At 40.9% G+C, this 14,861-nt stretch carries 11 protein-coding genes and 1 riboswitch; of the genes, 9 read left to right on the top strand and 2 right to left on the bottom strand.

Features of this window, described 5'->3' with window-relative positions:
* Positions 1-50: 50 nt before the first annotated feature.
* Together MP622_RS07865 and MP622_RS07860 are read right to left on the bottom strand one after the other, a co-directional pair.
* Positions 51-950 (bottom strand): bile acid:sodium symporter family protein, encoded by a 900-nt coding sequence (locus MP622_RS07865; RefSeq protein ID WP_044739515.1) that lies wholly within the window; start codon positions 948-950, stop codon positions 51-53.
* 569 nt (positions 951-1,519) lie between these two features.
* On the bottom strand, positions 1,520-1,867 hold the full coding sequence (locus tag MP622_RS07860; protein ID WP_044739516.1) for a hypothetical protein: 348 nt from the start codon (positions 1,865-1,867) through the stop codon (positions 1,520-1,522).
* A gap of 263 nt (positions 1,868-2,130) precedes the next feature.
* Here MP622_RS07860 and mnmG point away from each other — a divergent pair, with 263 nt between their 5' ends.
* The 9 genes from mnmG to MP622_RS07820 all read left to right on the top strand — a co-directional run bounded on the left by mnmG (position 2,131) and on the right by MP622_RS07820 (position 14,858).
* Complete coding sequence (gene mnmG, locus MP622_RS07855) at positions 2,131-4,011, top strand: tRNA uridine-5-carboxymethylaminomethyl(34) synthesis enzyme MnmG (protein ID WP_016166492.1); 1,881 nt, start codon at positions 2,131-2,133, stop codon at positions 4,009-4,011.
* Between the two features lie 95 nt (positions 4,012-4,106).
* Complete coding sequence (locus tag MP622_RS07850) at positions 4,107-5,915, top strand: tetratricopeptide repeat protein (RefSeq protein ID WP_243793326.1); 1,809 nt, start codon at positions 4,107-4,109, stop codon at positions 5,913-5,915.
* Positions 5,916-6,181: 266 nt separating this feature from the next.
* Positions 6,182-7,396, top strand: a complete 1,215-nt coding sequence (gene mhpT / locus MP622_RS07845) for a 3-(3-hydroxy-phenyl)propionate transporter MhpT (RefSeq protein ID WP_151504014.1) — start codon at positions 6,182-6,184, stop codon at positions 7,394-7,396.
* A gap of 240 nt (positions 7,397-7,636) precedes the next feature.
* Positions 7,637-8,701 (top strand): diguanylate cyclase, encoded by a 1,065-nt coding sequence (locus tag MP622_RS07840; RefSeq protein ID WP_243793325.1) that lies wholly within the window; start codon positions 7,637-7,639, stop codon positions 8,699-8,701.
* A 160-nt stretch (positions 8,702-8,861) separates the two neighbouring features.
* Positions 8,862-8,958, top strand: a riboswitch (guanidine-I (ykkC/yxkD leader).
* A 29-nt stretch (positions 8,959-8,987) separates the two neighbouring features.
* The gene (locus tag MP622_RS07835) at positions 8,988-9,731 is read left to right on the top strand and encodes an urea amidolyase associated protein UAAP1 (RefSeq protein ID WP_243793324.1); all 744 of its coding nucleotides are present in this window, start codon (positions 8,988-8,990) and stop codon (positions 9,729-9,731) included.
* An 18-nt stretch (positions 9,732-9,749) separates the two neighbouring features.
* Positions 9,750-10,400, top strand: a complete 651-nt coding sequence (locus MP622_RS07830; protein ID WP_044739984.1) for an urea amidolyase associated protein UAAP2 — start codon at positions 9,750-9,752, stop codon at positions 10,398-10,400.
* Positions 10,401-10,405: 5 nt separating this feature from the next.
* Positions 10,406-14,011 (top strand): urea carboxylase, encoded by a 3,606-nt coding sequence (gene uca, locus MP622_RS07825; protein WP_243793316.1) that lies wholly within the window; start codon positions 10,406-10,408, stop codon positions 14,009-14,011.
* A 274-nt stretch (positions 14,012-14,285) separates the two neighbouring features.
* Positions 14,286-14,417, top strand: a complete 132-nt coding sequence (locus MP622_RS17390; RefSeq protein ID WP_279577669.1) for a hypothetical protein — start codon at positions 14,286-14,288, stop codon at positions 14,415-14,417.
* Between the two features lie 3 nt (positions 14,418-14,420).
* On the top strand, positions 14,421-14,858 hold the full coding sequence (locus MP622_RS07820; protein ID WP_016167587.1) for a CopG family transcriptional regulator: 438 nt from the start codon (positions 14,421-14,423) through the stop codon (positions 14,856-14,858).
* Positions 14,859-14,861: the final 3 nt, after the last annotated feature.

Raw genomic sequence — 14,861 nt, 5'->3', positions numbered from 1 at the left:
TTTCATATAACTGTAAAAATGATGCCGAGACATCCTGATTAAATTTATGATTAAGATTCGAGTTTGAGTGAATCACTTTTATTGACTGGTGTTGTAGCGCGATCAAATTTATTTAATAACATGCCGAACCCTGCGGCGATGATATACATAAATATTGAATACACAGCTGCTGGTATAGATATGGTGGTATTTTCAAGAACTGTAAGGGCAATGGTCATGGCTAATGTACCGTTATGAATGCCAATTTCAAAAGCACAGGCACGTGCTTGCGTTGTATGTACACCCATAACACGAGGTACGAAATAACCAATGGACAAGCTGATGATACAGAAAACGATTGTTGCCACACCAATTTGAGCAAAGTATTCCATGATGTGAGCACGCTCTTTAATAAAGGCAGCAACAATAATCAGGATTAAGAATACAACTGCAAAGATACGCACAGGTTTATTCATTTTATGTGTGAAATTCGGTGCAAAATGACGAATAAGCATTCCGATGCACACAGGCACAATAATAATGCCAAACACTTGAATAATTTTACTGAACTGTAGGCTAACTTGCTGTCCGTCATTCATAAAATAATTGATGGAGAAATTTACAATTAAGGGTAGCGTTACTGCTGCGAGCACGGAGTTAATTGCTGTTAGGGTAATATTTAAAGCTACATCACCTTTAAATAAATAGCTAAACAAATTGGCGGTACTTCCACCAGGCGAAGCTGCTAGCAACATTAAACCTACTGCAAGCAGAGGTGGTAATGCAAAAAGCTTACAGAGCAGGAAAGCTACCCCTACAAGTAAGAAAAGTTGACTAAAAAGTGAAATGAGTACGGCTTTGGGTTGTTGTGTGACACGCGCAAAATCTTTTGGAGTAAGTTCAAGACCTAAACCCATCATGACAATTGCCAATGCCAGTGGTAAAACAACGGTAATTAATCCTGCATCCATTCTTTATTCCTATTATTAAATTGATTTATTTTTAAAAAAATCAGTAAAAACTCGATCCTGAGTTTTTAATTGAAATTATGGTTATTTTTGTGTGGGGCTTTTGCTTAAGCAATACACAATTGATTTGATCATAGTATATGCATAAACGTTGCAAATGACATTCATGCACAAAACTTGTTGGTTTAAGCATGATATATAAGCTTTATAACCAAAATAATGAGGGTAATGTTGGTCGTATTTCTTAAAAAAAATAAGCATTAATTTTGTGGTGTTTTTTTATAAGTAATTGTTTTTAAATATTTATATTTTTTTTGGTTATGGCGTATTTCATTTATTGAAGCATTGTTTCTTGTGTGTTGTTTTAGATGGAATTTGTCAACTCTAAAAGATGGTAAATGCATTTTATTATCAAAGTAGCTGTAAAAGTGACTCTTGGGTTCTCATTATGTGTTTTGGTATTTGATGGAAAAAAAATGAGAGTAAACAAGAGCGCTTACTCTATAACAAAAGTGGTCGAAGATGAAACACTTCAACCACTTAGAGTCATATAATATTGAGAGACTTGATATTTATTTAGGATAAGGCGCAGTGAAACCTAAAGCACATTTTCCTTTCACTTCCATCCCATTGATCATGACAGATTTGGTTGCCATATCGGTTTGGCATGCTGTCATTAATTCGGATTCATTTCCTTTCACGGCTTTATTGGTACTAAAGAATTGCGGTTCGCAGGTACCATTCCAAATAATTCCACGGTAAGCAAAACTAACCCAGGTTCCTTGGGATTTGCCTTTACAAACTTGCATGTATTTTTGGGCATTGTAGGTGGTTTCAACTTTATCATTTGCTTGCACGGTAGCAAATGGAGCAAGACATAAACCGCAGAGAACAGCAGAGAGTAGAATATTTTTATTCATGATGTGTACCTTATTCCTTTATTTGTCATGTTGCCTCTTAATAGGATAAAAAATAGACAAAATAAAACAGTGTAAATCAGGTAAATAGTGCTGAAAAATTGTGTTAAATTGCTTAATTATTAGACGATTCAATGGTGTTTATGTAGTGATATGAAACATTCAATAATAATTGTTTAAAAAATAAAATTGAGTTGCTTAGTCAACTTACTCAACAAAATTTGATATAATACTCTGTCATTCTTTTTATTTCTCTCTATACCACTATGCATTATCCTAAAGTTTACGATGTCATTGTTATCGGTGGCGGTCACGCAGGTACGGAAGCAGCACTTGCTGCGGCGCGTATGGGTCGACAGACTTTACTCCTGACTCATAACATTGAGACTTTAGGGCAGATGAGCTGTAACCCAGCTATTGGTGGTATCGGTAAATCGCACTTAGTTCGTGAAATTGATGCCTTAGGTGGTGCAATGGCATTGGCTGCCGATAAAGGTGGTATCCAGTTCCGTATTCTGAACTCACGTAAGGGTGCAGCGGTACGTGCAACACGTGCACAGGCTGACCGTGTACGTTATAAAGCCGCGATTCGAGAAACTTTGGAAAACCAAGCCAATCTAGATATTTTCCAGCAAGCAGCAGATGACCTTATTGTTGATGGCGATACTGTAAAAGGTGTTGTGACTCAAATGGGAATTCGTTTTGATGCGAAAACGGTTGTACTGACGGCGGGAACCTTCTTAGGCGGTGTAATTCATGTTGGTTTAGAAAAATCGAGTGGCGGTCGTGCAGGTGATCCACCATCAATTTCGCTTGCTCACCGTTTACGTGAGTTAAATCTGCCTGTAGGCCGTTTAAAAACAGGTACACCACCACGTATTGATGCACGTTCTGTTGATTTTTCTGTGATGACTCCTCAACCAGGTGATTTCCCATCTCCAGTGATGTCATTTATGGGTGATGCATCTATGCACCCAGAACAAGTCAATTGTTATATCACGCATACCAATGAAAAAACTCATGACATTATTCGTGGCGGTTTAGACCGTTCACCAATGTACACAGGTGTGATTGAAGGTGTGGGTCCGCGTTACTGTCCATCGATTGAAGATAAAATTCACCGTTTTTCAGACAAAGATTCACATCAAGTGTTCTTAGAGCCTGAAGGTTTAGATACACATGAGCTTTATCCAAATGGTATTTCGACCTCTTTACCATTTGATGTGCAGTTTGAATTGGTACGTTCGATTCGTGGTATGGAAAATGCGCATATTTTGCGTCCAGGTTATGCGATTGAATATGACTATTTCAACCCGCAAGCGCTTAAATTTACTTTAGAAACCAAGGCGATTAACAACCTGTATTTTGCAGGTCAGATTAATGGTACGACAGGTTATGAAGAAGCGGGTGCACAAGGTTTGTTGGCAGGTCTGAACGCTGCGCGTCGTGCTTGGGATCAGGAACAATGGACGCCAAAACGTGATGAAGCGTATATGGGCGTGTTGGTTGATGACTTGATTACATTGGGTACGAAAGAACCGTACCGTATGTTTACTTCGCGTGCAGAATATCGTTTGATGTTGCGTGAAGATAATGCAGATCAGCGTTTAACGCCAGTAGGTCGTGAAATGGGCTTGGTGGATGACGTTCGTTGGGCTGCTTACTGTGAAAAAATGGAAGCTGTTGAAAAAGAAACAGGTCGTTTACAACACCTTTGGGCTGCGCCAAATAACCCAATGGGTAAAAAGTTTGTTGAAATGACAGGCGCTGACTTGTCGAAAGAATGTAGCGCGATTGACTTACTCAAACGTCCAAATATTTCATTTGCCCAAATTGCGGAATTGACTGGTTCTGAAGTGTCACAACAAGTAGGTGACCAAATTGAAATTGCAGTGAAATACGAAGGTTATATTAACCGTCAGCATGAAGATGTCGCTCAAATGAAGCGTCTGGAAGAAACGAAAATTCCAGCCGATTTTAATTACGATGTTGTTTCTGGTCTTTCACGTGAAATTACCTTAAAGCTGAAAGATGTACGTCCAGATACTTTGGCACAAGCTAGCCGTATTCCTGGTGTGACACCAGCAGCAGTTCAATTGGTGATGATCACGATTCGTAAGAATGCACAAACCAAGAAATCTGCTTAATCTTTGAAAATGATTAAAAAAGTCCGCTTTATGCGGGCTTTTTTTTAGGTAAAATCAGCGCGCTATAAAGCACAATAAAAAAATAAGGTTAAGTAATGTCATTACAATATAAAAATGGTGAAGAGATTCGCGAGGGCGATGTTGTGATTTGGTTAAATCAAAATGGTGAATTTTATCAATTTGATCAAGCCATTATGAAAGTATGGAATGTTGCTAAAACCAATGATGGGGAGTTGGTGGGGGTAAATTTAATGCCTCCTGAAGCTGAGTCTCCTATGCAGATGTTGAGAGCTTTGGTTCGACCAAATGATCCTGAATCATCTGGTGAAATTATGAAAATGTCAGATGTTCCGGGGCTTTATACCATTACACGATGGTTTTTACCTTTACAGCAAGTTTCTAAAAGTTTGGGCTTGGTTGCACGTATTGATTATTTTGCTGAACATGAAAGAGGACATGGCGAACTGATTCATCAAATAATTCAGAAGAAAGCAGAACAGTATCACGGCATTTATCAATATTATTTGGCAGATCAGGCTTATCAAGCACGTGACTTTCAACGCTATATTGATTTACTACGTTACTCTGCACAGTCGGGATATAGTCCTGCGATGTGTCAGTTAGCTCAGCAATTATTTATTGGCGGAATTTTACAAAAAAGTTTGGAAGGAAGCTTTAACTGGTATCGAGAAGCCGCATCCAAAATGGATAGTATTGCGCTATATCAGTTGGCGGGATGTTATGCGCGAGCACAGGGCACCGAACAAGATTTACAGAAAAGTTTGCAGCTCTTGGAGCAATCATCCGAACAGGGTTGTTGGGCAGCGACATTGGGATTGGCTGCCTATTATCGTTTTGGTTGGTTAACCTGTTTTTTAGTCAATCCAGTTTATCCGAATTACGGTGTGGTGAGCGACCATGTGATTCATCCTGGGCAGGCATTATATCTGTATCACCGAATTGCATCTCAGGCTCCTGAAACTGAAAAAGTTGTTTTGGCTAATGCTTATTATCATTTAGCTTGGATGTATCAAGATGGTATTGGCACAAAACGTGATTATGAGCAATGTGTCTATTGGTATCAAAAATCGGCTGATTTAGGCAATTCAGTTGCAATCAATAATTTAGCTGATAAATATGAGCATGGTTTAGGTGTACCGCTTGATTTAGATATGGCTATTGAGCTGTATCAACAAGTCGCTGGGCGAGTGATAGCAGCCGATTTAAGCTTGGGGCGTATGTATGTAGAAGGACGAGGTGTTGAGCAAGACTTCGAATTGGCTCGAAAACATTTAAATGTTGTACTAGAGGCACGCATTGACGGTATAGATACAATGCAAGCGCAGGCGATGCAACTGCTTGCGTCCTTTACCGAAGATAGCCCACTGCAACAGGCTCAACACGTTCTCAAAAATGCGCGTGATTATTCAATTGAGCAAATTTCTGAGCAGATTAGGAAGATTGATTCATTTCTGCATATGAATGAAGCCAAGCAATTATTCTTTAAATTATTTTTACTTAATGCTCAAAAAGGTGAAGCTTCCTCACAGTATCAAGTGGGGTATTGGTATTTAAATGGTTTCTATACCGAAAAAGATTTAGAGGAAGCGGCGTATTGGATTCAGAAAGCGGCCGATCAAAAAGACTCGTATGCGGAATGCAAGATTGGATATATGTATGAAAATGGACTTTATTTTAATCCAGATTTAGATCTTGCAGAAAAGTGGTATGAGCGGTCACTAAGGACCCCATCAACAGCATATTATCCAGAACACATCGCTGGGCAATTAAATCCTGAGTATTTAAAAATGTACGAGCAAATGAATAGTGAGGCATTGAATGGACTTGTTCGTGTTGAGCAAAAGCGTCCGAAACGCAACAAATGGCTTTTTTGGAAAAAATAAAAGCAAATTTCCACCACGATTGCTATTAACTATAACTGTATAGTTAATAGCTTTCATTTGTATAACATACTGTATTTTATAGGTTATATATTTTGATAAGAGCTTTTAGCTATCATTTTATAAGGGTTTAGCTCTAAATAACCGAATCATTTAAAAATGAGAGTGAATGAATCCCGACCATTGTCGTGCTATTTCTCGCCAGTGATACCTTTCAAAATAGCCCCACAAGTTTTAGCCAACTTGCAAACTATTGATGGAGATCAATTATGGCTCAAACAAACATGGGAAAAACGCAGAAATTCCTCATCGTATTTTTGTGTTTTTGGGTAGCTTTTTTTGAAGGTTTCGATTTACAAGCACCTGGTATTGCAGCAAAAGGAATCGCAGCAACCTTTGGATTAGATCAAGTACAAATGGGATATGTGTTTAGCCTAGGTGTATTTGGTATGCTGTTTGGCGCATTCTTTGGCGGACGCGTTGCAGATTATTTAGGTCAAAAGAAAGTCCTGATGCTGTCTATTGCGATCTTTGGGGTGTTTTTTAGTATTACAGCAATCGCACCCAATGTAGAAGTTTTATATCTTGCACGCTTTTTCACAGGGCTGGGTTTAGGTGCTGCGATGCCGACCATGATTTCAGTGGTGGGGGATGAAGCAACGGAAGCCAACCGCGGCAAATTAAACAGTTTAATGTATTGTGGCTTGCCTGTAGGCGCCATTTTTGTGGCAGGGCTTGCGATTTATTTTAAAGATATTCCATGGCAGACATTGTTCTTGATTGGTGGGATTACCCCATTAGTCCTCATTCCATTCATGGCATTTATTTTAAAAGATAAACCGAAGCAAACAACGCTTGTCGAAAATGCTGAACCAGCACCAGTTCCTGCAATGACTGAAGTATTATTTCAGCAGCAAAAATTTAAACAGACTTTACCACTCTGGGTAAGTTTCTTTTTCACTTTGATGGTGAACTATATTTTAATTAGCTGGTTACCGAACTTGTTGATGGAACAAGGCTTAGAAAAGCAGCAAGCATTTCTGGTGATGCTGGTTTTTCAGGTGGGCGCAGTGATTGGAACCTTGGGTTTTGGTTACTTGCTAGATCGCCTGAAATTATGGCAAATGGCGGTAATTATCTATTCAGGATTATTTATTGCCATATTTTTACTGTTCACCAGTAAGGTGGTGGCTGTATTAATTATAGCTGGGGTGTTGGGCGGAATTTTCTCTACAGGTGGTCAATCTATTCTCTACGGAATTTCTCCAATCTTTTATTCAGGCGCGGGTAAGGTCACAGGTGTAGGGAGCGCAATCTCTTTAGGACGCCTAGGTGCAATGACAGGTCCATTACTGACGGGTAAAATTTTAGCCTTAGGTTTAGGTACATCGGGTATTTTGGTGGCAAGTGCTCCAGGCATTATTCTTTCCGCAATTGCCGTCACTGCATTATCACGTTTTAAAGCTCAGCAAGCGAAAAAATAATATTTTATATCTCGATCTTAATGAGCTACGCACAAGTGTAATGATTTACATTTGTGCGTTTGGTGTTTGATAAAAGCCTTTTATGCTGAACGTTAAATATCAGTGCTTGGTTTTGAAAATTAAAAAGAATTGTTGTCTCAAAAAGCGATAAATATCAACTTTTTTAAATGATATGGATAAATAAGGGAATAAAATTTGCTACATTAGAAGAAACCATTCTCATTTAGCATTAGGTTAAATATGTCTTATATCGTTCCTGATGAAGAATTATTACAAACGCGAACGAAAAAATTCCTTAAAAGAATTTTCGTTATGCGACAGCTTGGAACGATTTTGTGTTTTTTCCCAATTTTTTCTGTATTACGGGATATGCATTATGAAAGTAGCTATTTCATTTTATTGACAGTAAATGCTTTTGTTTGGCCAAGTTTCGCCTATTTAATTAGTCAACGATCTGACGATCCTGTGAAAACTGAACAAACCAGCTTGATTGTAGATACCATGTTTGGTGGGGCTTGGATTGGTGTGATGGGTTTAAGCCCCATGCCATCTTTTATTATTTTGGCTGTATTTATTGCAGATCGTTATGCTGCGGGGGGATGGAAACTTTTAGCTTCTTCAATTTTAGGATTTACCGTCTCTTTGATTGGCGTTTGGTTGTTGGTTGGTATGCCTCTAACCCTCACTTTTAGCCCGCATACAGTGTGGCTTACTATTCCATTGGCAACCTTATATTTAATTGCCTTGAGTATTTTATCTCGGAAGCTTTCTACCAATCTGAGCCAAAAAAATCGGCAGTTTGAACGGATTGCCTTAATGGATCCGCGTTTGCATATTCCGAACCGCCGTTTGTTTGAGCAGCGTTTAGCCAGCACTTTTGTACAAACACAACGTGGAAATAGTACGGCTCATTTAATGTTAATCGATGTGGATCATTTTAAGGACATTAATGATACCTATGGACATGAAATGGGAGATTATGTCCTGATTGAACTGTCGAATATTTTAAGAGAATCGATTCAAAGCAAAGATATACCTGCCAGATTTGGTGGTGATGAGTTAGCAGTGATTGTGATGGACAGCAGTTCACAGGAAATTATGCAATTGTCTCAAACCATTTTGGATAAAGTGCGACATTTTCGTTTACCGAGTAATCCGAACTTTCGCATGAGTATCAGTATTGGAATTTCTTCGGCAGCCGCAGCAGGCTCTACAACGGACTGGCTGAAGATGGCAGATCAGGCTTTATATGAAGTAAAACGCCAAGGACGTGATGGCGTGCAATATATTTGTGAAATGAGTTAATAGAAATCATTTTAATACAGCCTTTAGGGTGAATTGTTTTAATTCTGGTGCAAAAAAGCACCTTTTTTTATTTTTGCATCATCTTCGCTCAATAATAGTATTACGAATGATAAAAAACGTAATACTAAATTGGCACAGCCTTTGCTTAATCATGACTATGAAAAATGTGATCTAGGGTTCCGATACGCACGCGTATGTCTGAGACCGAGAGTTCACGGTTCGAAAGAACTACACGGAGGGATAAAAGCCCGGGAGGTCATGCGAATCCACCGAAGAGGTAACAGCAATGGGCTTACAGCAATATCACAATAACCAAACACTATGGACCGAAGTCTTGCCGGGAGGGCATCACTGGTCGGGACGTATTCAAAAAGGTGCAATTCTCCGTTTTAAAGCACTTTCTAAACATGCCAATGTTTCACTGTTCTGTGTTAATGCTGCCGATAAACTAGAGCGTTTTAACATGCCAGACAGTTTGAAAGGGCAACATACCGCCTATTTAAGTTCGGGTCATGTGCTGTATTCAGATCTTGGGCGTGTCATGGCTTCCATCGTCACAGATGAACATGGCTGGAATGATGTGCTATGTGGTGCAAGTCGTGCTGAACAGATCACAGCGCAATACGGTCACCTAAACTTCCAAGCTGCACGCAATGCCATGTATCAAAGTGGTGTGGAGGGTTTATTGGTGGAAATGGCGAAATTTTCCTTAGGACAAACCGACTTAAGTGCCACCCTGAATTTATTTTCTAAAGTCGCGCCGAATGATGCGGGCGAACTTTCTTATGTGACTGCTGACAATACTGATCAGGTGATTGAGCTACGCTTTGAAATGGATTGCTTGGTGTTCTTGTCTGCTGCACCGCATGCTTTAGATCAAACTCCTCACTATCAACCTGCGGACATTCAGCTTTCTCTGTTTAAAGCCAATCCTTTGAATGAACATGATATCTGTCGTGATTCATGCGCCCAAAATCAGCGTGCATTTCAAAACAATGCACGCTATTTCGCATTATCTGATGCTTGCTAAGAACTCGGGAGAACAGTCATGACAGTATTACAAAATTTCGAAAAAATGGTGTTAAGTGAAGTATGTCCTGCGGGCGAAGCATGGATGTGCGAAGTAAAAAAAGGGCAATATTTCCGCATTATCGATTTAGAAGGCAATCAGGCGGTGGATACCTTGTTTATCAGTGCTGAAAATCCAGAAGAACGCTATAGCGCAACTGATACCTTGGCGATGAATCGTCAGATTTATTTAGAAAAAGGTACGACTCTTTATAGTAATTTGGCGCGCCCGATGGCCGTGATTCATGATGATAACTGTGGTCGACATGACACACTCGGTGGAGCCTGTTCTTGTGAAAGTAACACGGTTCGTTATGCGCATGACACTTACCCGATGCATAGTTGCCGCAATAATTTTATGTATGCCTTAGCGAAAAACCCTGTGGCATTAAAGCATGGTTTAAATGTGCGCCATATTGGTCCGAACATTAATTTCTTTATGAATGTGCCTGTTACCGCAGACGGTCATTTGAAATTTGATGATGGCATTTCAGCCGCAGGGAAATATGTGGAAATTCAGGCGCAGATGGACTTGATTGTACTGATTTCAAATTGCCCACAGCTAAATAATCCGTGTAATGCCTATAACCCAACGCCTATCCAACTGATTGTGCGTGAAGCTGCGGAGTAAGCACCATGTTTAATAAAGTTCTCATTGCCAACCGTGGTGCGATAGCTTGCCGCGTAATCCGTACCCTCAAGAAATTGGGGATTCAATCGGTTGCTGTGTATTCAGAAGCCGACCGTGATTCTTTACATGTGACCATGGCGGATGAAGCGGTATGTATTGGTGCGGCACCTGCCAGTCAAAGTTATTTAAATATCGAAAAAATCCTGCAAGTTTCACAGCAAACAGGGGCGGAAGCGATTCACCCCGGCTATGGTTTTTTATCGGAAAATGCCGAGTTTTGTGACTTATGTGAAGCCGCAGGAATTGCATTTATTGGTCCGACTTCTGCCCAAATGCGCAGTTTTGGTTTAAAGCATACTGCACGTGAACTGGCGATTCAGAGTCAAGTGCCACTTTTGCCGGGGAGTGGCTTGTTGGCTGATGAAGCGGAAGCATTGGCAGAAGCAGAAAAGATTGGTTATCCCGTGATGCTTAAAAGTACCGCAGGCGGTGGCGGGATTGGTATGCGGTTGGTTTGGAATGCCGAAGAACTAAAAGATGCTTATCAAACAGTATCTTATTTGGCACAAGCCAACTTTAAAGATGCAGGCTTGTATCTAGAAAAATTTGTGCAAAATGCCCGTCATATTGAAGTGCAAATTTTCGGGGATGGTCAAGGTCAGGTCTTGGCATTGGGCGAGCGGGATTGTTCGGTACAACGCCGTAACCAGAAAGTGATTGAAGAAACGCCTGCACCGCATTTGTCGGATGAACAGCGTGATTATCTGCAACAGGTGGCGATTCAACTGATGCAATCAGTGCACTACCGTTCTGCGGGTACGGTTGAATTTGTGATGGATACTGATACTCAAGAATTTTATTTCTTGGAAGTGAATACCCGTTTACAAGTGGAACATGGTGTGACTGAACAGGTTTATGCTGTGGACTTGGTGGAATGGATGGTGACTTTAGCCAGTGGTGACTGGGTCGAGCCAACGGAAGTGTTGCAGTCGCAAGGGCATTCCATTCAAGTACGCTTATATGCCGAAGACCCGATTAAAAACTTTCAGCCGAGTGCAGGACTTTTAACTGAAGTGGGGTTTGATTCACACTGTCGAGTCGAAACTTGGGTGGAAACAGGCTCAAATGTATCTTCCTATTATGACCCGATGATTGCCAAAATTATTGTGACTGCTACAGATCGTGATGCCGCGATTCAAGCCATGACAGCCAGTTTAGCCAATACCCAGGTGGCGGGAATTGAAACCAATCTTGAGTACTTACAGAATATTGTGGCAGGAGAAGTGTTCCAAGCAGGTACGCAAACCACACGGTTCTTAAACAGCTTCACTTGGAAAACTCAAAAGATTGAAGTGTTACAGGCAGGTATCCAAACTTCGATTCAAGATGTTACAGGACGCTTGGGATATTGGGATGTCGGAGTTCCACCATCAGGGGCAATTGATCCATTTTCTTTGAATGTTGCCAATCAACTGTTGGGTAATGAGAAAAATACTGCGGGTCTGGAATGTACCCTGCAAGGTCCAAGCCTGAAATTTCATTGCGACAGTCAAATTGTGCTTACAGGCGGTGAGATGCCAAGTACGCTGGATGGCGTAAGTATTCCAATGTGGCAAACCGTGAATGTAAAGAAAGGGCAAATCCTAAAATGTAGCAAAATTAGCACAGGCTGCCGCAGTTATATTGGGGTCAAAGGCGGCTTTAAAGTCCCTGAATATTTAGGCTCGCAAGCCACATTTACCTTAGGGCAATTTGGTGGTCATGCAGGGCGTAACTTATTGGTTGGTGATATGTTGCCAATCACCTCTTTTAGCGATCAGCCTGCGAACGCTTTAAATCAGGGGCAAATTCCTGCATTCAATTCGCATTGGGAAATTGCGGTGATGTATGGTCCGCATGGTGCACCTGACTTTTTCACCAATCAGGATATTGAAACTTTCTTTGAACATGAGTTTGAAATCCACTTTAACTCCAGCCGTACAGGTATTCGTCTGATTGGGCCAAAACCTGAATGGGCACGAGAAGATGGTGGTGAGGCGGGCTTACATCCATCCAATATTCACGATAATGCTTATGCCATTGGCGCGATCGACTTTACTGGCGATATGCCAATTATTTTAGGCCCAGATGGTCCAAGTTTGGGCGGTTTTGTCTGCCCAGCAGTGGTGATTCATTCTGAATTGTGGAAATTGGGACAGCTAAAAGCCGGGGATAAAGTTAAATTTACTCCTGTGAGTTACCATCAGGCCAAGCAGCTCAATCAAGACTATCAAGCCATACTGGATGCAGCATCACTTGAAAGTATTCATTACGAGCAAGTCATTCAAGCAGAGGAAATTACTTTAAACCATGTAATTTTAGATACCTTTAAAGGCGATGGTACACGCCCTGACGTAGTCTATCGTCCTGCGGGGAATCATTACCTGTTGGTGGAATATGGTGAGTTGGTGCTAGATTTGAATCTGCGCTTCCGCATTCATGCCTTAATGCAATGGATGAAAGAGCAAAACATCAAGGGCATTATTGATTTAACTCCGGGCATTCGCTCGCTACAAATCCATTATGATTGTTTGGTACTGGATCAAACCGATTTACTGCGTTTGCTAGAAGTGGCTGAAGAACAGATTCCGAATATTGCAGAAATGCAGGTTCCTTCACGTACTGTATATTTGCCTTTGGCTTGGGAAGATTCGCAAACTCAATTGGCAACGGAACGTTATAGCCAAATCGTGCGTGCCGATGCTCCATGGTGTCCAGATAACATTGAATTTATTCGCCGTATTAATGGTTTAGATTCTAAACAGGCGGTGAAAGATGTGGTCTATAACGCCAGTTATTTAGTGATGGGACTGGGCGATGTGTATTTGGGTGCACCTGTGGCAACGCCTTTAGACCCGCGTCAACGATTAGTGACCACCAAATATAACCCTGCACGAACTTGGACACCTGAAAATGCGGTCGGTATTGGAGGTGCTTATATGTGCGTGTACGGCATGGAAGGCCCGGGCGGTTATCAGTTTGTAGGTCGTACTACGCAAATGTGGAGCCGCTACCGTAAAAATGCCAATTTTGAAGAGGGTAAACCATGGTTGCTGCGCTTTTTCGACCAGATTAAATTCTATGAAGTGTCTGAAACTGAATTGATGCAGATGCGTGAAGATTTTAAAGCAGGACGTTTAAATCTACGCGTAGAAGAAGGTGTATTAAACCTGAAAGAATACAATCAGTTCTTGCAGGACAATGCTGAAACTATCCAAGCATTTAAGCACACGCAACAAAGTAATTTTGAAGCCGAGCGCCGTCGTTGGCATGAAGCAGGTTTGGCGGAATATGTATCTGAAAGTTTAGATACGGTGGATGATGGTGAAGCAGTTTTGATTCCAGATGGTGGTTGTGCCGTAGAATCGCACATGCCCGGTTCGATTTGGAAAATTGAATGTCAGATGGGGGATGTGGTTGAAGAAGGGGCGACTTTGGCAGTAATTGAAGCCATGAAAATTGAAATTCCAATTTTGGCACCTGAACGGATGAAAGTTGAAGCCATTACCATTGAAAAAGGGCAAACCGTGAAAACGGGGCAGGTGTTGTTCACATTGGCGCCTGTGGCTTAAATCTTATCTCAAAATTATCAAATCTAAAAAGCCAGTGCTTGATCGCGCTGGCTTTTGCATTTAAAGATTCAGCCGAATTTCTCTCATGATTTTTCCCTGAAAAACTGTTCTTTAATTTAAAGCTCCATAACAGCGCGATTTGATTTATTTTGCCCAAATTTCAAGCAATTTTTCTTGTTTTCGTCTCTATTTTGATGGAATGGATTGGCACGCTTTCTGCATTTATTCGAGTAATACAAAATTCGAATTTGGTAATACCAAAGAGGAGCCACAGATGCAAAAGCCACAGAATAAAGATAAGTCGACATCACAGCTCTTTAAACAGTTTTTACTGGAGCTAATTAGCGTTCGCGCGGGTTTTTATGTCAAGCAAGACCCTCATCATCCTGAAACATTCCGGAAGTAAATTGTGGCTAAACCTAAACTTGCTCGAATCAGTGTCACTGTACCTGAGAGTACTTTAAGCGCACTGGATCAGAAAATTGTCGATCAATGCTATGAAAGCCGCTCGCAAGCCATTGTAGACATGATTCACAAGCACTTAATTGCAGAAGAAGAGCGGCAAAATTCGGTCATGGTCGGCACATTGACCTTGCTGTATGACGCCAGTTCTATGTCATTGCGAGTTCAGTTAATGGATTTGCAACAACAATATTTAGAACAAGTAATTAGCTCGCTGCATATCCAACTGGATGAGCAAAAAATTATGGAAGTGATGCTGATGCAGGGCAAAAGCGCCGAATTAAAGTTAATGAGCCAGCAATTTATTGCCTTGAAAGGGGTCATTAACGGACACCTTGAACTGATGGATGCGGTGATGCCACCAATTCCACAAAATGTTGAATAATCT

The sequence above is a fragment of the Acinetobacter sp. PK01 genome (genome assembly GCF_022819285.1).
In the GTDB taxonomy this organism is placed as follows: Bacteria; Pseudomonadota; Gammaproteobacteria; order Pseudomonadales; family Moraxellaceae; genus Acinetobacter; species Acinetobacter tandoii.
This window is presented reverse-complemented; position numbering and strand designations above follow the sequence as displayed.